We start from the raw sequence: 23289 nt of genomic DNA on the forward strand, positions 1-23289 counted from the left end.
TAAAAAAATAATTCCACTTTTAATACTAAAATCCTTTTATTTCTACAAAATACACTATATAATATAAAAGTAAAGTGTAATTATTATTTGTTAATACTAAACACAAACTAACGGAGGGATTATATGAAAATACGTAATAAACTAATATTGATATTAACATCTTTATCTATATTAATAATTGTAATTGTTCTTAATAATTTTATTGCATTCAATAATTTAAATGGAGATGCCCCGGCTATTAATTTATCCGGCAGTGAACGAATGAGAAGCTATAAGCTTGCTTATCTTACAAACATCTATATGGAGGAGCGTGATAGTAACAAAAAAACCGAGTTAAAGTCTGAAATAACTAAAGAAATAGCCACTTTTGAAAAAATATTAACAGGGCTTCAAAGTGGAAATGCTGAATTAAACCTTAATGCTTCAAATAATAAGGAAACCTTAAAAAAGTTAGAAGACATATCTAAAAACTGGGTGACCTTCAAAGAAGCTTATAATACAATTATTACTTCTGAAGATACTGTTAAAACTACGGAAGCCTCAAATTATATAAAAAGCAATGCAACAGTAATGGTGGAAGGCATAAATGATGTGGTATCTACATTAGATAAAGACTCAAGTAATAAAATAGCAACTTCAAAGAAAATAAGTATCATGTTTTTAATTTTATCCTTAGTAATTATATTGTTCTCATTCTACATAATCAGTAAAAGTGTTTTAAAACCTTTAGATAAGCTTATTGAAATTATGAAAAACATAGCTGATGGTGAAGGCGATTTAACTAATAGAATAAATATTAATAGAAAAGATGAAATAGGTGAGCTTTCAAAATGGTTTGATATTTTCATTGCCAATATCCATGAAATTGTAAAGTCAGTTGGGGAAACTTCTAAAAATGTAAAACTAACTTCTGAGCAAATATCAAACACAAGTTATGAAACTAGCAAAGCAACAGAGGTAATAGCTATCGCAATCCAAGAAGTTTCTGAAGGCACAGTTACTCAAACTAGGCAAGTGGATAATATGTTTAACATGGTTAACTCCATGTCTGAATACATAAAAAATAGTTCAGAAATTATTAATAGTGTCTTAGAGGATTCAAAATCCACTGAAAATGAGGCATCTCTTGGTAATACCCAAGTAAAAACAGCTATTGATCAACTAAATGTGCTTTCCACAAACACAAATGATGTATCAGAAAGATTACAGCTATTAGTAGAAAGTTCTAAAGAAATAGGTAGAATCATTGAAATGATAACCGATATTTCAGATCAAACTAATTTGCTTGCACTTAATGCTTCTATTGAGGCTGCAAGAGCAGGAGAGCATGGAAAGGGCTTTGCAGTTGTGGCAGAAGAAGTTAGAAAACTTGCTGATGAAACAGTTACAGCTACAAAACAGATTATACCCATTGTAAACAATATCCAATTAGAAACTTCTGCCGCAAGAGAACACATGCAAAATAACGTTAATGAAGTGGAAAGGGAAGTTCATTTAATGAAAACTGCAGAAGCAGCATTAGAGGATATAGTTGAAAAGGCTAAAAGTACTTATAATGGCGTAAAAACAATAGATGAAATAAACAGTAAGATAAATAGTTCCTTTGTGAATATAGAGCAAGCAGCAAAGAGTATTACAGACATTGTCAATGAGAACTCAGATAACACTCAAAATGTTGCAGCATCTGTAGAGGAACAAACAGCTTCTGTAGAAGAAGTTGCTGCTGGTGTTTCGGAACTATCTGAAATGTCCAATAGACTTTATGAAAAAGTTGCAAGATTTAAAGTTAACTAAACTAAAAACCATGAAGATTTTTTTTGAAATTTTCATGGTTTTTCTTATAATTATTAAAAATCTACCAATTACCCCCTACTTTTAAAGTAATCTAATAATATCTCTTTATCTCCGTCTACAAATTCATACTTATCTAATTCTCTTTCAGTAATCCACCTAATAGAATCTATATCTTTGTGTGGAGTTAGATACTCTTTTACCTTACCAGTATAAACCAATGATGCATCTCCACTACTTTCATCAAATACATATTCCTTAAATAGGCTTGCCTCAAATAAAGTACACTTTAAATCTTTGTCTACTGCTTTAGATATACATTCCTCTGTAGTTTCCTTGCCTTTTACATCTTTACCAAAAATACTCCAAACCTTTGGTAACCCCCTTTTGGTTTTACCCCTAGCTGCAATTAAAACAGCATTAAAGTCATCACAAATTATTATTGAGCATCTTACAACCTGCCCCATGCTAATTCCCCCTTACCTTAAAATTGTTTACTTGTTAACATTCATACATAATTATGTAATTCTTAAAAATAGTATAATGTACTTGAAAACAAATAACAAGTAAAACATACTAAAATAAAAGATATAAGTAATAAAACGCTCCCACTATATAAAGCAGGAGCATCTTATTACTTACATTTCCTCATTAATTCTTGTATCTTTCTTAGATGATTGCCGTAGTCAGCTACAACTCCCTTTACTTCTTTCATCAAACTAGGCTCTAACTCCTTATTCTCTTCTATAAAACTTTCACCTTGAGTTATCCCCATTTCCATAGCTGCTGTGGCACGTTCACACACTTCTAAATCAGTATCTACAGGCATTAGTTTGATTTTCTCAAAGAAATCTGCCATAGTACCCATTATTCCAAGAGTATCAGCGGCATCACCACCTAGTATTTCTATCCTATTGGTAATGGCCTCTTCATGTTTCTTAAAGGATTCTATGATTTCAACTAATTCATTTTTAAGCTCGGCATCCTTTGCTTTGCTAAGATAATCCTTAAAGGTAGTAGCTCCCATGTGTACCCCTTTCAAGAATTTGTTCATTTCTTTTACATCATTATTCATTACCATAATCTCACCTCAGTTTATTGTGAGCATTTGGTATTTTTATTATGCATTATTCCTTCATTTCAAATAATCCAAATACCTCTTCTTCGCTTAAAGCTGCAAATCCTTCTCCACTAGATAGTTCATCTCCCATAAGTGATGATATAAGTTTTTTCTTCTCCTCTTGAAGTAATAATATTTTTTCCTCTATAGTCCCTTTAGCTATAATCTTTATTACTTCAACCACATTATTTTGCCCTATTCTATGAGCTCTATCTGTAGCCTGCTCCTCTACTGCTGGATTCCACCATGGATCAAAGTGAATTACTACATCTGCTGAAGTTAAATTAAGTCCAGTTCCTCCTGCCTTTAAACTTATTAAAAACACAGAGTTTTCATACTCACCAGATATGCCTTCACCTTCATTAAATGCTTTCACCATGCTCATTCTCTTCTCAGATGGCACAGACCCATCTAGGTAATTAAAGGATATCTCTTCTCTTTTAAGTCTTTTGCATATATTTTTTAAAACAGATGTAAACTGAGAGAACACAAGGACTTTATGCTCTCCTTCTATACTATTATGAAGAAGTTCCACTAGAGCTTCTATTTTTGCACTACCACCACTATAATCATTCATTAGTACTGTGGGGTCAAGGCACAGTTGTCTTAACTTTGTTATATAAGAGAGTACTTCTATTTTACTATTTTTAAACTCATCATTTTTAACTTTATTTTCAATAAGTTCCATGGCATGATTTGCATAGGTTTTATAAATCTTCTTTTGCTCCTCTTCTAAACTCACCATTAATGTCTTTTCAATCTTATCTGGCAATTCCTTTAAAACATCCTTCTTTTTACGCCTTAAAATAAAAGGTTTTATAAGCCTATTTAAATCCTCTAATATCTCTGGATTTTCTTTAAGCTTTTTATGATATCTTACACTAAACCTCTTCTCATCATATAGATACCCTGGCATTATAAAATCGAATATAGACCATAGCTCCATAAGAGAATTTTCAATGGGAGTACCAGATAATGCAAATCTTGTCTTTGCTTTTATTTCTTTTACAGCTACTGCATTTTGAGAACTTGCATTTTTAATATTTTGAGCTTCATCTAATATGCAATAATCAAATTCCATCTTCTTGTAAATATCTATGTCTCTCTTTAACAGATTGTAAGTCGTTATAACCACATCATAATCTTTTATAGTTTTTATTAATTCTTCACGTTCTTCCTTTTGTCCATTAGCAGCCACAACCACTAAATTGCTTGCAAACTTTTCAAACTCATTTGTCCAGTTATATATTAAAGAAGTAGGTGCTACAATTAACGTCTTACTTCCCTTGTTTGACAGTATAAATGTAATTGCCTGAATAGTTTTACCAAGACCCATTTCATCTGCTAAAATTCCACCAAAACCTAAATATTCTAGAGTTTTAAACCAATTATATCCTACCTTTTGATATTTTCTTAACTTTCCTTTTAAATCTACCGGTTCTTTGAATTTTAATTTATCTATATTTTTAAGCTTATCTTTTACTTCCTTTAATTCTTTTTTCCCTTTTATATATCTAATTTTGTTTTCTTCTAAATAGGTATCTAAAAAAATTCCTTTACTTTTAGATAGTTCGATATGATTATTATCAATATCTTTTGACGATATAACATCTAAAAGTTTTAAAAACTTATTAAGTTCTAACTCTTCTAAATCAAGATACTCTCCATTTTTAAGCTTGTAATATTTAAGACTGTTTCTAAAAGCCCTTAGTATATTTGCGGTTTCATTAGGATCAATATCTCCTATTTTAAAATCCATTTCAAAGTAGTTATATTTTCCACTTTTTATATCTCCACTAATGCTAGACTTACCTAAGGATTTTATACCTTTAAAGTTTTCAGAATAATATACTTCTCCAATTTCTTGAAGTATTCCGATCTCACTTTTAAAAAATTTAAATATATAATCTTCTCCCTTTAAAAAGTGAAACTTACTCTTTATTTCTTCAAAACCTAATGCTTTTAGTTTGTCTATAACTTCTGCTTCCTTTTTACGGTCTCTATATACAATTTTTTCTGTGCAATCTTCAAAAATATTAAACTCCAAGGCTTCATACTTAACTTTAAGTGTTAAAATAATAGCTTTCCCTTCTTGATTAAAGTAGAAACTAAAATGGCAGATGCCCATTATTATTTTATCTTTTATAGCCTTAGACAAAGTAACACTTTGTGATAAATAATTAAGTTCTGGAACTAGTTTCCTTAATATCTTATCCTCCTCAATACTTGTCATCGTTACAACCCTTGCCTCATTAAAAATCTGTAGATAAGGACTTATCTTATAACAAAACTCATAATCCGGAAGATATATAGTACTACCATACAAGAATACATCATTCTTAGAGCCAATAGAGCCTAAAGCTACTGGCATTCCTCCGGTAGATTTAAGCACATAATTATTCTTTATTATTTTTAAATCAAAATCTATTGGTGGAGCCTGATATAATACTTCAGTATCCACGGGTCTATAAAAAAAACCTTCATTTAAGTATAATCTATGCTTAGTTATTACTTCAAAAAATTCTCTTGTTAGGTATTTGGGAATATTTATACTTTTCCCATCCACATATGGCTGCTCACTTCTATTAACATATTTTTGAGGCACTTCCATAGTCTTTAACATATCAATAAAATCTATAAGTCTTTTATCCTTTGTACTCAACCTTTGAGTTTCTATACTAAAGGTAAAATTCTTACTATATTTTATAGGAAAATTATTATAATATGCTACTAAAAAATGATTAATATCCTTTATGATATAAAGATTACTTGAACTCATAGTCCTTAACCCTATTTTAAACTCAGCAGTAAGTCCATTGGTCCACTGATTTTTATTTATGTATACTTCTATTTTTATTTCATCCTTTTGTTTTTCATCTCCCAGGAGTATAGATAATACGCTTCCATTATTTTCAAATATTGCTTTACTACCCACATCTTCTTCTATTAAAAGAGGATTTCTAGCTAACTCCTCTAAAGCCTTATAAAAGGTTGCCACTAAATGTTTACAACAATAATTTTGAGTTTTAAATTCATTTTTTTCGTAATCAGCACAACTACAAGAAGTAGAAAAAATATCTCTTCTCCATGAATCCATTTCAATTTTCGTATGATATTCATTGAAAAGTTTCTCCGAAATCACATTACCTTCTATGCATATTAATTTATCTTCACTGGTAATATTTATAGAGGAAACTAAATCATTATTAAGGACTCTTTGTCCTCTAGCATGATTTTTACCAGTGGTCCCCTCATTAAATATTTGTAATACTATATCTTCATTTAACATATCTTCTCCTAGTTTCTTGAATTTCATAGCCCTCTAATTATATCTCAAAATCTCTCCCACCTTTTGTATGCTAAAATACCCCAATTAATAGTTGACCTAACATACTTGTAAAATTCAAATCCTCTATCTTGAACTCCTTAACTTTAATAGGTACAGTAAGGTACAGTATTCCATATACAATACCAGATTTAATTATAGGAATAACCAAAACAGAATTCCAATTTGGCATTCCAGTTACTATATCATAGTCTACTATAGAGTCCCAATCTATTATGCATTTAGCTTGCTTATCTATAATTACAGCTTCGATTATAGCTTCACTATAACCTTTAGCCTCAGTCCAATCCTCTTTGAAAATCTGTCTTGCAAATTTTTTAGTAACCTTATTTCTGTTTATCATAAAGAACATACCATTGTGCGCCTCAGTTGTTTCAATTATTCTACCAAGCGAATTAAATACCTTAGTTTCGAAGTTATCTTCTCCCTTAATAATTTCCACAAGCTCTGACATAGCTAATATATTTCTTGAATCTTGGACTAAATTTCCTGAAACTATTCCTAACAGTTTATTGGTACCCTTAACTGTGCCAACAAACTCCTCTTCCCATATTTGACTCCTATTTCTTCCACTTGCCTTAGCCACATACAGTGCTTGGTCAGCTTTTTCTACTAACTCCTGTTTCCATTTTCCATGGTTTGGATATGTAGCTATGCCAATGCTAACCGTTAGCTCTCTTTTTGAACCTAATAGCTTTTTATCTTCAATATCTCGTCTTATTCTTTCTGCAATTTCATAGGCAAGGGTTGTATCAGTTTCAGGTAAAATAACAATAAATTCTTCTCCACCATATCGACCGCATACATCATTCTTTCTAATTGAATCCATAACTACTTTGCAGACATCTCTAAGTACTTGATCTCCCGTTTGATGACCAAACCTATCATTAACCCCTTTGAAATTATCCAAATCAAACATGATTATTGAGAACTTACCTTGAACTTTATTAGCCTTTTCTATCTGCTGAGATAGTGCATCCTCTAAAAATCGCCTTGTAAGGGTACCTGTTAGTTTATCAATAGAAGAGCTAATTTTAAGTAAGTAGTTTTCCATAACGAAACTTATAAATGAGGTTAGATCCCCGCATTTATTCAAACTTTCTTCATTAAAGTTATTTAACACTCTTTCAGATTCCATATATAAATAACCCTTTATACTTTCGGTCTTAAATAGTTCATTAATACTTCTACTTTCAACTTTTAGCATTTCTATAGAGCAATGCTCTTTTTTTAGAATCGGTATACACATTATAGATTTCATGCCACTAGGCATAAATCTTAGTTCTATGTCTTTTCCACTATTAAAGGCCTCACTAACTAATATAGAGTTTTTAGTTTCTCTTACTCTTTGTAGAATTGGTTTTATATGTGTTATATCTTGATTTCCATCACTGGAGGCTAAAATCGAATATTCTTCTTCACTTCCCTCAGAAATAACTAAACTTCTAGTAGATAATACTATGCTCGAAACAAGCTTTGTAACGGTGTCTAATATGTCTAGTGGCTCCTCACACATGTTGACAATAATATCATTAATGTCGTAAATATCTTTTGGCAAAATTGTCCTATATATCTTCTTAGATGATTCAATGAAACTTTTATTATTTAGTATTTCAGCAAATGTATTATAGTGAAAAAGATTTTTTAGTTCCTTTTGATTTAAAATAATGGTTCTAGGACCTGTAGATTCAAGGCCTTTACTATTTGGATAAGACTTACTCATATACTTAATTGCATCAAAAGGCTTCATCCTATTCCAGGAATTAATGTACTTAACCCTAACTTCTTCTGGCAATTGGAGCGTGCAATCCTTAATTATCTCACAGGCTTCAAAGTGGTAGTTTACCGCATAGAAATAATCATCCTGTGAAAAATAATAGTCTCCAATAGCGTTACATATTCTCCATTGGAAGATCTTATTTCTTAGTCTCTTACATAAATCTAAGGCTTCCATCAAGTTATTAATTTTGATTTTATCTTCATATAAAAGTCCTTTTAGATACAATCCTTTTAGTTTTATTACCTCAGATGATATTTCCTGTTTACTTAAGGTATTTGTTTTAAATAAACTTCTTGCTACCTTAATGTATCCATTTTCATATAGTGAAATACAAATTTCATATAGTACATTGACTTTATCAATATTATTCTTAAAGCTATTAATAACTATATTCATATGCTTAATCTTTTTATTTATATCTTTTAAGTTTTTTGCTCTTTGTATTTCTAAAATAAACAATAATAATTTGCTATTATTATCTTGAGTTGTGCCATCATTATTGCAAATCTCTATAGCCTTTTTAACCAAAATATAAGCCTCATCAATGTTGCCTATGGCATAATAAAGTTCTGCCCCCATTTGATAAAACAAAGAAATATCTTTGCCTTGAATAGGGTGTTGTTCCAGCTCCCCTTGTGCTAAAAGATTATATTCATAAGACTCCTTGATATTTCCCATCTTTAAACACACATAGGAAAGATAATTGTAAGTATAAAACACATTACCTTCTAATCCCATATTTGTTGACTTTTCTAGTACATCTTTAAGGTATTTAAATGCAGCATCATAGTGAAAATTATCTATATTGCAAACTGCTAAATTAATCAAAGCAATAATTTCTGATTCCACAATATTATTTTCTTTACATATTACCAAAATTTTATTGTAATAACTAATAGCAGTTTCGCGCTCTTGGTAATGGTCTCCATAAATTACTCCAAGGTTATTTAAACAAATACACATGCCTTCCGGATTATTTATTTCCTCGAAATATTTAAGCGCCTTTCTATAGTGTTCCAATGCTTGAATTTTCCTGGAAGTTTCTGAATACATAACTCCAAGGATATTATATAAAAGACCCTTGTACTTTAGATAATTATCCCCACACTTATCTATAGAATAATTACATATACCAATTACTTTTTGGTACTCCCTCTTTGACATATATAGATTTGCAAGAAGCTTTCTGTTTTCAAGGTAGCCTTCCATGTATTCAATATTTGAAAGTATAGTTTCACCTTTTTCTATGTACTCAACTGCCTCTTCCATTTCATTCTTCTTCATACATATATATGCCACTTTGTTTGCAGTATCAACTTGAAGTTTTTCTTCTACTAAATTCATTGAATACTCATATGGTTTTTTATAAGATTCTAGTGCAGCTGATAAGTTCCCTACACTTACGTAAATATCTCCTATCTTAAGAAGAATCTCCACCTTTTTATTAAGGTCCTCTTGGGAAGCCAACATTGACAAAGCTTTTTTATACTTTGAAATTGCTTCATCCATGATTCTAAGTGATTTCATTTCTTCTGCAAGCTCTATGCAATACTTTACAGTTCTTTGTACATCCTTAGCCTTTTCTAAATGATATATAAGTTCTTCTTTACTTCCTTTTTTCTCAACTTCAAATAACTTTTCAAGTACCGAGGACGCAATCTCATGTTTTGCTTTACGCTGATTTTCACTTAACTTATCATATATTAAATTTTTAAGTACCTTATTATTAAAATCAAATACAAACCCTCTATCCTCAATTTTTCTACATAGTATTCCTTTAGCACATAGTTCATTAACGTAATTTTCTATTCTAACATCGTTATCAATAAAAAGTTTTTCAATAACTTCAATTGAAATAGCAGTATTAAATATGGATATGGTACTTAATACTTCATAACTTCCTTGATCAATTTCCTTTATTTGATTTAATAGTGCTTGCTCCATAGTTGATGCAATTGGCATTTCATCTAAAGTTTCAAAAGGAGTATACCACTTTCCATGTTTTACATTTATACCAAGTATCTTTTTAGCCGCAAAATCCTTTAAGGTTTCCTCAATAAATAAAGGGTTTCCGTAAGTTTTGCCATAAATCTTTTCTCCAAACTCACTAGGAACCCAAGGCATACCAAGTATCCCTTGAATCATAATAGATGTTTCTTCATTGTTAAAGTTATTTAAAGAAATCCTTATATTATTTAACCCTTTATTTAGTAATTGCTCAAATCTATCATTTTTACCTTTAGTATAAGATAAAACTATCATTATATTTTGATCATTATAACTTTGCATATTTATATACTCTAAGAGTTCCATTGAGAACTCATCTAAACAATTAGCATTATCTATAATAAAAATGGTAGGTTTATTATTAATGCTTTCTTCAATAAAACTGTATATCCTACTAATTAGTCTGTACTTTTCTTTCTCACCTATTAAACTTTCTGAAGCCACAACATTACTTTCTTTGCCAAGATCCGGAATTAGTTTTATTAATTCATTTTGATATCTTTTTACTATTTCCTCATCACATACAGCTACTACTTTTTTTAATATATCTATAATCGCCTTATTACTTTTGGTGCTACTATCAAAATTCTCTATAGCAAAGCTAGAAAAAATATTAGCTTTTCTCATGTAAAGTAAATGCTCTATTTCTTTAAGCAGTCTTGTTTTTCCAATACCTTGTTCACCCTGAACAAATATAATTCCATTTGATGTGCTACGATTAACTAAATCTTCATAAGCACTAATTATTTTAGTTACTTCAACATTTCTACCAACTATTTTAGTGTTAAAGTTCAATTTCTCAATTTCATCAATTATATAAGCCTTATATTCTGTATTAAAAAACTCATTAACATCTTTTACTATTTCATTTATATTGTCATAGCGATTACTTAAATGTTCATTAGTCATCTTTTTAATTATTTTAATTATATTATTATAAAATTCTAATGTTGATATAGAGTTGCTGTGCTCTATTTTAACCCTATTCTCAAGTTTAAGAATATCCTGTTGTATATTAGTTCTTTCATTAATATCTATTTTACATAATGCAAGTAGAACAACCCCCATAGAGTATATATCTGAAGCTATTGTTGGATTTTTACCCACAATCTGACCAGGAGCCTTAAATTTCTTTTGACCTAGCTTACTATGACCATAGTCTTGCTTTTGAATTTCTATAGTTGGTAAATCCTTGAGAATAACTTTATTCTTATTACCCTTATTAACAATCATTATATTATTAGTATTAAATTCTCCATAAACAAAGCCTTTAATATGCAAGTAATTTAATGCCATACATAATTGCATAAATATATCTAGAATATTATTCTCACATATATTTGCCATTACTTCTTGTAATTCTTCAGTATTCCCTATGTAATCATTGGTATAAAAGTACTCACCATTCTTTATTTTACTATTGTCAATAATGCGAATAAAGCCAAAATCAAAAACTTTACTTATATTTTCATGGTCTATGCTTGGAAATGTAATAAATTCAGCTATGAAATAGCTTATCAAATTTTCTGCTGCAAATTCAGAGTTAATAATATTTAACTGAACTTTCTCATGATTATTTACAACATCGGAAACAAGATAGGAAGACTTAATCCTATCTTGAGTTAAACTTTTAATAACCCTATATCTATTGTTGATTAAATTCAATGATAACACATCCCCATTTGTAAGTTCTCTCTCTTTCTTTACATTATACCATATGGTTAAAATATACTATAGTGTAATAATTAACTTTAAGTCTAAAATAATTGATTTTTAAGCTTCTTTGAAGAAACTTAATACTTTAACAAATAATAATCATAGTAACAATAGAAAAATCACTACTTATTTAGGATTTTTTATGGGGAATATAATATTATCAAATAAATCTTTACTTTCATTTATTTTGTTTTGTCCACCAACTGTGCATTGTATATTTTGTTTTATTACAGCTTCAAATACCTGTGCAAGATTTCTTATATCCTCTGCAGTAGTAGATAACACTTCATCTCGTAGCTTTTGATTATCCTCTTGTGTAGCGCCTGAAAAGTACATATTATCGGCTATTGTTCCCTTGTAATAAGGCCCTGTTAAACTATCCATCCCGCCAATGGTTCCTATTATATAATTAGTCATTTCTTTCTCATCGGCCTTAAAACTCCTTAAAAATTTCACAACTCCATCAAATGTACCTATAGTTTCAATTAGGTTAGGGTCCCTATAAGAATAAAATAATATCTCCTCACTTGTACTTATCATAGCTCCCCCATAAGCGCCACCTTTTAATCTAAGCTCTCTCCATAAATAGTCACTATTTAGAATGTTTTGAGCAACCTTCATCTTTCCACTATAGTTGTATCCTGCACGCTTAAAACTTCCAGCCTTAACTACGTATTGTACTTGTGATGGAATTACAAAAGCCTCATTCTTCTTTGAAAAATCAAACTTATATTCCTGCTTTTGAAACCTTTTGTTTTGAATTTTTTCTTGTAAAAAATTAAATGCACTTTGAAAATCAGTATAATGTTTTTCATCCCCTGTATAACTTACAACTAGCCCCTCCTTGTTAAATACAATGTCTGAAACATTATTTAATTCCTTTTTCACTTCATCAAATTTAACATCAAAATTATCATCTAAATCACAAATAAAGTTATAATAAGGAATATAATCTAAGTCTTTATACTTACCAATACCTGACATATAAGACAAAGCACGCTCTATTGCAAGATTGTTTCCTTGGTTAACAAATACAGATTCGTAATTTGCTCTTAATAGCTTTATTAACTCTTTAATACGCTTTTTATCATTAAAATTACTATGGTTCATTGTTTCATCTATAAGTTCAAATGCTTTGTGCAGATTGGTATTTAGTGAATTTACTGAAACTGTCATCTTAGGAGAGTAATCAACAGTTTCACTAATGTTATTCCTAAATGCCGTTGAAGTGAAACTAATGCCTCCAGTATAACTCATTGCTTTATTTGAAAGTTGCATAAGATTATATCTTTGGGTGCTCACATTTCCTAAAATACTAGCTAGCAGCTTTAAATACAGCACCTTATCCTGAGGCACCTTTGAGCTATCAAAATATAAATTACAATAAATAATGCCATCAGTAAATAAAGGATGTTTTAGTATCTTTATTTCTTGCTCTACTTTTTCTATAGTTGGAATTTCTTCTGCTACTAAATTTAAATCTTTACGTGAAAGTGTTGGTATCCTTGATAAGTCTTCCTTTGAATCCTCTGTTTCCTGCCATAGCTTCAGTTCTTGTGTATCCCTTGTAATTTTAGCTAATTGAATTTCTGAAAGTGATGTTTTGTATGCTTCAAGTTTCTTTTTTACTAATTCTTCTTTTTGTTCATTAAGCCCACTAGAAGGCTTTAATACAACTAGTGAATTATGCTTATTACCTAATAAGTATTTTTTAATTAATTTTTCAAAATATCCACTATGTATTTTAGTTCTTATTTTGTTAAGTGCCGGAGTTACTTCTAAATATTCTATAGGATTTAAATCATAGTTCCAGGAACTTAGTGCTGCAAACATATAGTTCATCCCTCTATTAGCTTCTGAGTTTTGAGCATGTAAATTAAATTCTAAAGTACTTAATACAGAATCTATTAATTCGCTGTCAAATCCATTCTTTACTATCTGTTTTAATCCATCATCAATAATACTTTTAAACCTATACTTTTCTTTCTCGTTTGTATTTTCAGCAATTATACTAAAAATTGGTTGTTGCAAGGAATCATTAAATCTGGCATATAGATTTACTCCTATACCGTTATGTAGTAATGTTTTTCTTAAAGGTGATGATTCCGAATTCAAAAGAATTTCTTCTAAAGTTTTAAAACCTAAAATCTCTTCTACTCCTGAAACCTTATCCATCACATAGTTTGACGATAAATAAGTCATATTTGCTGTGCTTGAATCTTTAGCTATTGGATAAAAATCTGTTTTTTCAACACCTTTTTTATAGCTTTTTTGTAATTTAATTTCACTATCTACAGCGCCTGTTGGTAATTTGCTTAAATAATTATCATTTATCAATTCTAAGGTACTGTAAATATTCAATTTCCCATATAGATATATAGAACTATTTGATGGTACATAATATCTTTTATAAGTTTCTATAAACTTTTCATAGGTAAGTTCGGGAATATTTTCCGGATTTCCTCCTGACTCAAAACCGTACGAGTTATCTTTAAACAGTGATTTATTAATAGTATTTGAGAGTATTCCCTGTGGTGAAGAATAACTGCCTTTCATTTCATTGTATACTATCCCATTATAACTTAACTCTCCTGTTTTCTTATTTATTTCATAATGCCAGCCTTCTTGTTTAAGTATTCTAGGATCTTTAAATATATTGGGATAGAAGACTGCATCTAAATAAACACTCATCAAGTTATTAAAGTCCTTTTCATTTTTGCTTGCTACCGGGTACATTGTAAAATCCGGTCCTGTAAAAGCATTAATGAAGGTATTTAAGGATTGCTTTGTCATAATTAAAAATGGATCTTTAACAGGATATTCTTTTGAACCACACAAAACTGAATGTTCAATAATATGATTAACACCTGTGTTGTCATGTACTGGAGTTCGAAAACTTATTGAGAATACCTTATTTTCATCCATGTTTTGTAGATAAATTAGTTTTGCTCCACTTTTAACATGTTTAAATATCATTGCAGTACACTGTATATCCTCAATCCACTTTTTAGTTTCTAGCTTAAATCCTGATATTTTGCTACCTACTTCTAGTTCTTCCTTAAGACTTATAACACATGTAGGGTTACTTAACTGTACTGCTTTAACTTCAGCACCTTGCTTAAAACTAGTAAAAATATTTAATAGTAATACTACAGATAATAAAATAGAAATTGATTTTCTAGGTCTCTTCATTTTATCCCCCCTAACCATATTTTTTACGTAAATATATATTTTATGTTATCAATAGTATGTTTTATTTTTAATATTCGATACATTTACAAGTCAGTTATATAACATTTTCTGAATGCTATATAAAAACAAAAACACTATGAATAATTATTCATAGTGTTTTTAATAAATTATGAAAGGCTTCTATCAACTTTAATTTACCTATTATTAAGCTAATTCTTTATTTAACATATTAATCATATCTTGCTTTTCACTTGTAAACCGATTATATACGCTTTGTTTTACTTGTGATGAGCTGCTTCTAAAATAAAGGTCAACATTTTGACGTTCATTATATAGATCATTTATTATATTACCATCACTATTTTTTAAATTAAGCTTTGAAAACACAGATAAAGTTCCGCTTACCCCATGTTGAACTACCGTAGACCATAGGCTTTCTTTTAAAGCATTACTTTTTCCACTTATATCAAACCCATATTTTGTTTTCAAGGCTTTCGCTGCTGTATCATAATAATCTTGTTTTACACAATCTTGTTGCAAGTTCAAAAATTTAGTTTTATTCTCCTGTGCTATGCTAGTCCATTCAGCATCAAAGTTTTCACCGAATTTATTGCCATCTTTAGCTTTTGCATTAGATAACTTTGAATAAAGTACATTTTCTTTTCCTTTAAGAGATTCTATAAAAGAATCTAAAGAACCTGTTTTAGATGAAAACTGCCAAGCACCATAGGACTTTCCGCCATAATCTCCCGGTGTATTACTAATTGACCCTGGATTACTATTAGATTCATATTTAGCAGCAGCAAAGCCTAATCCACCATAGTTATCACTTGTATCCGCGCTATAATCATTGAATACTGACCTAGCAGCACCTCTCATATTAGAATTAAAATTACTTAATGCACCCAGGGAATCATCCAAGCTAAAGGAATCCTGCTTAGATAACGCAGTGGACAAAAGCTCTGCCATCATTGAATTCCCTTGACTATCCGACATTTGTTCAAGCATTGCCTGAAAAGCAAATTGTTGCATAGCTTTTTCATTTTCTATGTTAGTCATGCCTTTATCAGAATTGTTATTATCATTTTTAACTTGAGACATATATTGTTTTAATAGTGTATTACTAATCGTGTTTGTGGATAATGCCATTTTTCTCACCCGTTTTAAATAGATTTTTATATATGTTATTATCGTATATTAGTGAAAAACCTTTAGTAAGTATTCATCTACAATTTTAAGCTTAGTATAAATCTTCCAAATAGAAAGTATTCTTATTCTCCTTAGTATATGGACATGAATTTAATTGTTGAATAAAAAAACCAAATATACGCATATTAAATAAACATAGGCCCCTTAAATCTTAAGTCTCAAGCAATATAGTATTTTATAACATAATTTATAGGCAATAAGCTAATTTATATATTGAGGGCTTTTGTGTAAAATTACATGGGTAAGTAATCTGTAGAGGGTGAATAATATGGACAGCGAAGTAAACTATGTAGAGGTTGGAAATAAAATTAGGATTGAGCGAGAAAACTTTGATATGTCTAGAGAAAAACTTGCTGAAATCTTAAACCTTTCTCCCTATTTTCTAGGGCAAATCGAAAGAGGCGAAAGGAACATGAGTATTAACACATTAATAAAGATTTCTGAATGTTTACATATTTCCATAGATTCTTTGTTTTTTGAACAAGTGAATTTTGAAAATAATAATAATAATAATAATAATAATAATAATAATAATAATAATTTGTATTCCCTAATTAATAGATGTTCAGAAAAAGAAGCCAATGTTATTGAAGAACTCATAAAATTGTTATTACCACATCTTGCAAGATAACTTGTATTGATAATCCATATATTCCATTTAAATAAAAACATGCCAATTATATTTGTATGCTGCTAGCATGTTTTATATATACTCCTTTTGATATATCCTTAATCATGGAAAATAGCAAATGTTTATAATTCTAGTTAATTTCATAGAATAAACTAGGAGGGTGTTTATGGATGAAAAAGTAATTTTAAATGAAGAAGAACTTAAATCCAGCATCAACTCATTAAGATCTACTTTAAATGAACTCTGTTGTACAATGAATGGTTCAGATGTAAATGCAGAAACACTAAATATAAGTCGTCAATTAGATGATCTCATCGTTGAATTTATATTGTTAAAAAAATAAAATATTATAAAATATAAGCTATAACTTCCATTTTCCAAAATCAATTAGAAAATCCCTATGTGTGCTTATAGGGATCTCTTTATCTATGTGCCCAAAGTGTTTTGTAGATATGCCAGTATTTTAATATGTATTATAAGTTTTATTTAAGTATACCCTTTTAAAAATCATATATTTTCTTTTAAAATACATTTTATCTTAGTTTCAAATAATATCCTAGAGCATGTCTTGCTTAATCTCAATCTTAAATTGTATTCATATTCTTCAAATTTTTGTCCCATTTTTCCTTTAATTCTATTATGTAAAATATCATGGGTATAATCCATATCATCCCACGGAACATTCTCTATAAGAAAAAAACTAAGTTCTTCCCCTGCAACACCTTTATCCTTAAAGTTGTTAGCCATTTTATTAATCATGAACCATTTTTTTAAGTTTTCATACTCTTTAACCATCTTTCCTAAGGACATATTATATATAGCCTCTTCTAAAAATGCAATTTCCTGGATACAATTCACATTCATCACATTTTCCTCTATGTCTTTCACAAAATAAAACATTTCGTCCCTCCCCATCCAAAAATATATGTATATTCCCCTGAAGCTGCTTGTCCCAACCGTTGAAAATCACAAACAGTATAACAGATTTACATTCCATTTTCTACGAACACTTAAAGCCAAGATGTACAAACATTTCCAAGTGATCTACCTAGTGCCATCCACGTGGCAAGTGGCAAGTTATAGATTCTTCTTATATGAAATTTTTTAGCGTTCTTATTACTCTATTTGTTTTTTCTGTTAGAAAATGATATCATCAAAGAATATATAATAAACAAGGGGGCATTAAAATGAATACAATGAAAGAATTTGCTTTTGAACCTCGTTATATGAGTTTGGCTGTGATAAAAGGCGTAAGTGTAGGAAACAGAATATTAAATGAACTTATTTTAGACGACGAAACTTGCTTAGGTCATAGGCAGGTTGGTAGCAGAAGCTATCACATTTTCTATTTCAAAAATGATCGTTTTGCAGTTTACTATCATAAAGGTGGGGTAGATGCAATGTACTCCTCTAATTCACTAGATGTTGTTTTAGCTTATGTTAACAATTTAAAACCTGAGGATTTCGAGTAATGTCAATTAAAAATATCACAACGCTTGCAGATACAAAATATTTAAAACTTTATAATGCAGAGTACATCAATAAAAGTGGAAAATCTAGAAATTGGTCTATAGCCTCTAGAAAAGACTTGGATACATTAAAAAATACTTATTTTAATGGGTCAGAAGACCAAATAGATGCAGTTATAATTGTAGCTACATATGTAGATAAAGCTACACATACAGCTGACGATCAGCTAGTAGTTATAAAACAATTTAGGGTTCCCCTTAATGATTATGTTTATGAAATTCCTGCTGGCCTCATAGATTGTGGAGAAGATTTTGAAACTACTGTAAGACGTGAACTGAAAGAAGAAACTGGTCTTGATTTGCTGGATATTGATTATAATAAAACAAAAGCCAAAGCATATATATCCACAGGCATGACCGATGAATCAGTAGCCTTGGTATATTGCACTTGCAACGGCCAAGTATCAAAGGATTATTTAGAACCAGATGAGGACATCGAGGTTATACTACTATCAAGACAAGAAGCTAAGATTTTGATTAGTTCTAATGAAAAAATAGATATTAAGGCTTTTCTTGCTATTCAAAACTTTATAGGCTAATGCCACCCAAGTGGTAAGTGGCAATATGCCACTTGCCACTTGGGTGGCACTAAGTTAGTCTTGGTATTACCTCAGTTTCAAAAAACTTTTTAGCTGTAGTCCCTGAAACACTGTAAACTTCACTGTCATCTATTTTTACAGATACTCCAGTAGTACAATGTCCCAAACAGAAAATTGCTTTTAGTTCAACTTTATCTGACAGATTATATTCTTCAATTTCTTGTTGAAAGGTGTTGATAATATTGTAAGAACCCTTAATATGGCATGCGCTTCCTACACAAACACTTAATTCTACCACAACAATCACTCCTTACCTTTATACTTTACATGTAGCAACTTGTGAACCTTGCCCTTTAATAATCCTGAATACAGAGACATCATAACTGGATTCTCCTCTGAACGCTTTATGCTACTCATTCTGTCCGCTTCATATAATCCAGCACCACGTTTTAATTTCCCTTCAGCTTTTGTAAATGGTTGCCCTGCACCAGAAATACATCCGCCTGGGCACGCCATAACTTCAACGAAATCATAATGAGCCTCTCCAGCTTGTATTCTTTTTATAAGTTCATCTGCATTTTTAAGCCCACTTACCACTGCTATGTTTATTACGCGGTTATCTACCGTAATACTTGTTTCTTTAACTCCTGCCATACCACGCACACCATTAAAAGCAAGGGCACGTAACGCAGTAGTTGATTTATCATCTAAAACTCTACGTATTACAGCCTCAGTAACACCACCTGTTACTCCAAATATAACACCTGCTCCACTGCTAACACCAAATGGCATATCAACTGCCTCAGGCTCAACCTCTGAGAACACAATCCCTGATTCTTTTATCATTTGGATAAGCTCTTGTGTAGTTATTACGTAATCTACACTTGGAACTCCATCTTCAGTAAATTCATCTCTTTTAGCTTCAGATTTTTTTGCTGTGCAAGGCATAATAGCTACAGACACAACTCTTTTATTAGAGTTTTTATAATGCTCCTTTAATACTGAAGAAAACATTTGCATAGGTGAACGACAAGTAGAAACATTCTCCATTAGGCTTGGATACGTGTTTTCAACATAGCTTACCCACGAAGGGCAACAAGATGTAAACAGCGGTAACTTTTCATTCTTTTCAAGCCTTGAAAGAAATTCTCCTGTTTCCTCTAACACTGTAAGATCCGCTCCTGTAGAGGTATCAAAAATTTCATCAAAACCCATTTTCCTAAGAACACTTACTATTTTACCCATTACATTTTCGCCATCTTTTTGTCCCATTTCTTGGCTAATTCCAACTCTTACTGCTGGGGCAATTTGAACCACGACCTTTGTATCTTTATCACTAATCTCTTCCCAAAGCTTAGCTGTATCATTCTTAACTACAATAGCTCCAGTAGGACATACAGCTGCACACTGACCACACCCAACACAATTAGTTTCTGCTATAGGGGCATCAAATGCAGTAGTTACAGTCATCTTTGAACCTCTTTTAACAAAATCAATTGCTCCAATATTTTGTACCTCTTCACAGACCCTTACACAGTCACCGCATAGTATACACTTACTTTTATCACGTACAATACATACAGATGAGTTATCCATTAGTTTTTTCTCAGAAGTATTGTTAAATCTTACTTCCTTAATTCCAAATCTTTGTGCCAAATCTTGGAGTTTACAATGGCCATTCTTTTCACAAGTGGTACAATCTCTACAATGATTAGAAAGTAATAATTCCATATTCATTTTTCTATACTTTCTAAGCCTTGGAGTATTTGTTTGTACTTCCATACCAGCCTTTGGAGGAGTAGAACATGCTGCTTCCATATCTCCCCATTTATTTTCTACCATACACATACGGCAAGCGCCGTAAACTGAAAGCTCTGAATAGTAACAAAAGGTAGGTAAATCTATACCAGCTTTTCTAACTAATTCAAGAATATTCTTTTCACCATTTATCTCTACAGGTATATTATCTATAATCATAAACTGTCCATTCATTGTATTAATCCTCCTTTATAGCTTTAAATGCACAAGCATCAATACACGCGCCGCATTTAATACACTTATCTTGATCAATTTTGTAAGGTTGCTTAATTTTGCCTGAAATTGCTCCAACCGGGCAAGTTCTTGCACACTTTGAACATCCTTTGCAAAGTTCTTCTTCAATAAATATTGTCTTAAGCTTTACGCAGGTCTTTGATGGACATTTCTTTTCTATTATATGTGTTTCATATTCATCACGGAAATTTTTAATAGTACTAACAACTGGGAATGCCGCTGTCTTTCCAAGACCACATAGTGCTGTTGAGGATATAGTATCTGCAAGTTCTAATAGCATATCTATATCTGAAAGTTTTCCCTTGCCAGCAACAATGTTTTCAAGAATTTCAAGCATTCTCTTAGTACCTTCGCGACAAGGAACGCACTTCCCACAGGACTCATTTTGTGTAAAGTTCATAAAGAATCTAGCAACTTCAACCATACAAGTATCTTCATCCATAACTACAAGACCACCTGATCCTATCATGGCTCCTGCTTTTTTAAGAGAATCAAAATCTAGTGGCAAATCAAGGTCTGCCTTTGTTAAACATCCACCAGACGGACCTCCTATTTGTACAGCTTTAAACGCTTTGCCACCCCTCATTCCTCCACCTATATCAAATATTACTTCTCTTAAAGTTGTACCCATTGGCACTTCAATAAGTCCTGTATTTTCAATATTTCCTGTTATAGCAAAAGCCTTTGTTCCTGGACTTTTTTCTGTACCTATTGTTTTATACCATTCTTTACCTTTGGCAATAATTGGAGGCACGTTGGCAAAAGTTTCAACATTATTAAGTACTGTTGGTTTACCAAAAAGTCCTTGTTCTACTGTTCTTGGAGGTTTTACTCTTGGCATACCTCTTTTTCCTTCAATTGAAGCTGTAAGCGCACTTCCCTCACCACATACAAAGGCACCTGCTCCTCTATTAATTTTAATATCAAAACTAAAGTTTGTACCAAGTATATTGTCACCTAAAAGGCCATAACTTCTAGCCTGACTAATAGCATTTTTAAGTCTACTTACTGCAAGAGGATACTCTGCACGAACATAGATATATCCTTCTTGTGCACCGCAAGCAACAGCAGCTATCATCATTCCTTCAAGTACTCTATGAGGGTCTCCTTCCATTATACTTCTATCCATGAATGCACCTGGGTCTCCTTCATCACCATTACAGACAATATATCTAGTTTTTTCTTCTTGGCGTCTTACTTGAGACCATTTACGACCAGCTGGAAATCCTCCGCCGCCACGTCCCCTTAAACCTGATTCCTCTATTTCTTTAATAACATCATCAGGGCTCATATCAAATAATACCTTTTCAAGAGCGCCATATCCTCCCACACCAAAATACTCATCTATAGAAGTTGCATCTATGTGGCCACAATGGTCTAGCGCAATCCTAGTTTGCTTTTTATAAAAAGGAATTTCACTTTGTTTTTTATATATTTCTCCATCCTTAGTATATGCAAGTCTCTCAACGCATTCATTATTAACTATTGTCTTTTCTAAAATTTCTGCGCAATCCTCTGGCTTTACTTTTATATATAAATATCCAGAAGGCTCCATTCTTACAAGAGGGCCCATTTCGCAAAATCCATGACATCCACTTTTTTTGATTCCAACTGATTCATCATGTGGTTCCTTTTCAAGGCTTACTTCGCAATTTATACCTTTATCCTTCATTAATTTCACAAGTTCATCATAAATTTCTAAGGCCCCACCTGCAACGCACCCAGTACCTGCACATATAAGAATCTTCTTGCCTTGATTATCAAGTGACTTACTATATATATTACTAATATCAATCAGATCATTTCTATTAAGAAGCATATTATTTCTCCTCCTTAAGCTCATTTAAAATCTCCACTGCTTTTTCTGGTGTCACCGCACCATATACCTTCTCATTAACAGTTATAACAGGTGCAAGTCCACAAGCTCCAAGACAAGAAACCGTTTCTAAAGTAAACATCAAATCATCTGTTGTAATTTTAGTTTCTGAAAGTTTTAATTCTTTTCTTAGTTTATCCAATATAGGGATTGACTTCCTTACATGACAAGCAGTCCCATCACATATTTTTATTATATACTTGCCTTTTGGCTCCAAGGAAAAATTATCATAAAAAGTTGCCACACTATATATCTTTGCAGTACTTACCCCCAGTTTTTCTGATAAGTATTCGAATATCTCCTTAGGTAGGTATCTGTATGTCTCCTGTGTATCTTGCAGTATTGCAATAATATTGCAAGATTTAAATTCATGATCTACTAATATACTATCCAACTTACTATAATCAAATGGCGTATTCATTGTAGTTCCCCCTTGTTAACATTGTTAAATTATTATCATAATTACATCATATAATAGTCTTTTGAATATTGCAATAGTTA

General features: G+C 31.1%; 16 protein-coding genes. 5 read left to right on the forward strand and 11 right to left on the reverse strand.

Going from position 1 to position 23289, the window contains the following annotated elements; genetic code table 11:
* The first annotated feature begins 123 nt into the window (after window positions 1-123).
* A complete protein-coding gene (locus LGK97_RS05835; protein ID WP_226258811.1) occupies window positions 124-1794 on the forward strand; it encodes a methyl-accepting chemotaxis protein in 1671 nt (556 codons plus the stop codon).
* A 68-nt stretch (window positions 1795-1862) separates the two neighbouring features.
* Here LGK97_RS05835 and LGK97_RS05840 read toward each other — a convergent pair whose 3' ends face one another.
* The 6 genes from LGK97_RS05840 to LGK97_RS05865 form a co-directional block, all read right to left on the reverse strand.
* Window positions 1863-2258: a hypothetical protein gene (locus tag LGK97_RS05840; protein ID WP_226258812.1), complete on the reverse strand. Its 396-nt coding sequence runs from the start codon at window positions 2256-2258 to the stop codon at window positions 1863-1865.
* 167 nt (window positions 2259-2425) lie between these two features.
* Complete coding sequence (locus LGK97_RS05845) at window positions 2426-2872, reverse strand: DUF2383 domain-containing protein (RefSeq protein ID WP_413228420.1); 447 nt, start codon at window positions 2870-2872, stop codon at window positions 2426-2428.
* A 46-nt stretch (window positions 2873-2918) separates the two neighbouring features.
* Window positions 2919-6200, reverse strand: coding sequence for an SNF2 helicase associated domain-containing protein (locus LGK97_RS05850; RefSeq protein ID WP_226258931.1), 3282 nt, complete (start codon window positions 6198-6200; stop codon window positions 2919-2921).
* Between the two features lie 70 nt (window positions 6201-6270).
* Window positions 6271-11709 carry a diguanylate cyclase gene (locus tag LGK97_RS05855; protein ID WP_226258813.1) on the reverse strand — a complete coding sequence of 1813 codons (5439 nt, stop codon included), beginning with the start codon at window positions 11707-11709 and terminating at the stop codon, window positions 6271-6273.
* A gap of 177 nt (window positions 11710-11886) precedes the next feature.
* Window positions 11887-14952, reverse strand: a complete 3066-nt coding sequence (locus LGK97_RS05860) for an insulinase family protein (protein ID WP_226258814.1) — start codon at window positions 14950-14952, stop codon at window positions 11887-11889.
* Between the two features lie 204 nt (window positions 14953-15156).
* Entirely contained in the window at window positions 15157-16101 is a 945-nt protein-coding gene (locus tag LGK97_RS05865; protein ID WP_226258815.1) for a vgrg protein, read from the reverse strand.
* A gap of 328 nt (window positions 16102-16429) precedes the next feature.
* Between LGK97_RS05865 and LGK97_RS05870 the strand changes: the two genes are divergently transcribed.
* Window positions 16430-16792 (forward strand): helix-turn-helix domain-containing protein, encoded by a 363-nt coding sequence (locus tag LGK97_RS05870; protein ID WP_226258816.1) that lies wholly within the window; start codon window positions 16430-16432, stop codon window positions 16790-16792.
* Window positions 16793-16958: 166 nt separating this feature from the next.
* On the forward strand, window positions 16959-17135 hold the full coding sequence (locus LGK97_RS05875) for a Spo0E family sporulation regulatory protein-aspartic acid phosphatase (protein ID WP_226258817.1): 177 nt from the start codon (window positions 16959-16961) through the stop codon (window positions 17133-17135).
* A 164-nt stretch (window positions 17136-17299) separates the two neighbouring features.
* Here LGK97_RS05875 and LGK97_RS05880 read toward each other — a convergent pair whose 3' ends face one another.
* The gene (locus LGK97_RS05880) at window positions 17300-17692 is read right to left on the reverse strand and encodes a hypothetical protein (RefSeq protein WP_226258818.1); all 393 of its coding nucleotides are present in this window, start codon (window positions 17690-17692) and stop codon (window positions 17300-17302) included.
* A 287-nt stretch (window positions 17693-17979) separates the two neighbouring features.
* On the opposite strand from LGK97_RS05880, the gene LGK97_RS05885 reads away from it, so the two are divergent.
* Window positions 17980-18264 (forward strand): hypothetical protein, encoded by a 285-nt coding sequence (locus LGK97_RS05885; RefSeq protein ID WP_226258819.1) that lies wholly within the window; start codon window positions 17980-17982, stop codon window positions 18262-18264.
* Window positions 18264-18860 (forward strand): NUDIX hydrolase, encoded by a 597-nt coding sequence (locus LGK97_RS05890; protein WP_226258820.1) that lies wholly within the window; start codon window positions 18264-18266, stop codon window positions 18858-18860. The genes LGK97_RS05885 and LGK97_RS05890 overlap by 1 nt, the downstream gene beginning before the upstream one ends.
* Window positions 18861-18909: 49 nt before the next feature.
* Here LGK97_RS05890 and LGK97_RS05895 read toward each other — a convergent pair whose 3' ends face one another.
* The 4 genes from LGK97_RS05895 to LGK97_RS05910 are packed head-to-tail and all read right to left on the reverse strand — an operon-like array spanning window position 18910 to window position 23209.
* Window positions 18910-19158 carry a (2Fe-2S) ferredoxin domain-containing protein gene (locus LGK97_RS05895; protein WP_226258821.1) on the reverse strand — a complete coding sequence of 83 codons (249 nt, stop codon included), beginning with the start codon at window positions 19156-19158 and terminating at the stop codon, window positions 18910-18912.
* A 5-nt stretch (window positions 19159-19163) separates the two neighbouring features.
* Window positions 19164-20852, reverse strand: a complete 1689-nt coding sequence (locus tag LGK97_RS05900; RefSeq protein WP_226258822.1) for a [FeFe] hydrogenase, group A — start codon at window positions 20850-20852, stop codon at window positions 19164-19166.
* A gap of 4 nt (window positions 20853-20856) precedes the next feature.
* Window positions 20857-22731, reverse strand: coding sequence for an NADH-quinone oxidoreductase subunit NuoF (nuoF, locus tag LGK97_RS05905; protein WP_226258823.1), 1875 nt, complete (start codon window positions 22729-22731; stop codon window positions 20857-20859).
* 1 nt (window position 22732) lies between these two features.
* The gene (locus tag LGK97_RS05910; protein ID WP_226258824.1) at window positions 22733-23209 is read right to left on the reverse strand and encodes a complex I 24 kDa subunit family protein; all 477 of its coding nucleotides are present in this window, start codon (window positions 23207-23209) and stop codon (window positions 22733-22735) included.
* Between the last annotated feature and the right edge of the window lie 80 nt (window positions 23210-23289).

It is taken from the genome of Clostridium sp. CS001 (genome assembly GCF_020443565.1).
Classification (GTDB): Bacteria; Bacillota; Clostridia; order Clostridiales; family Clostridiaceae; genus Clostridium_AD.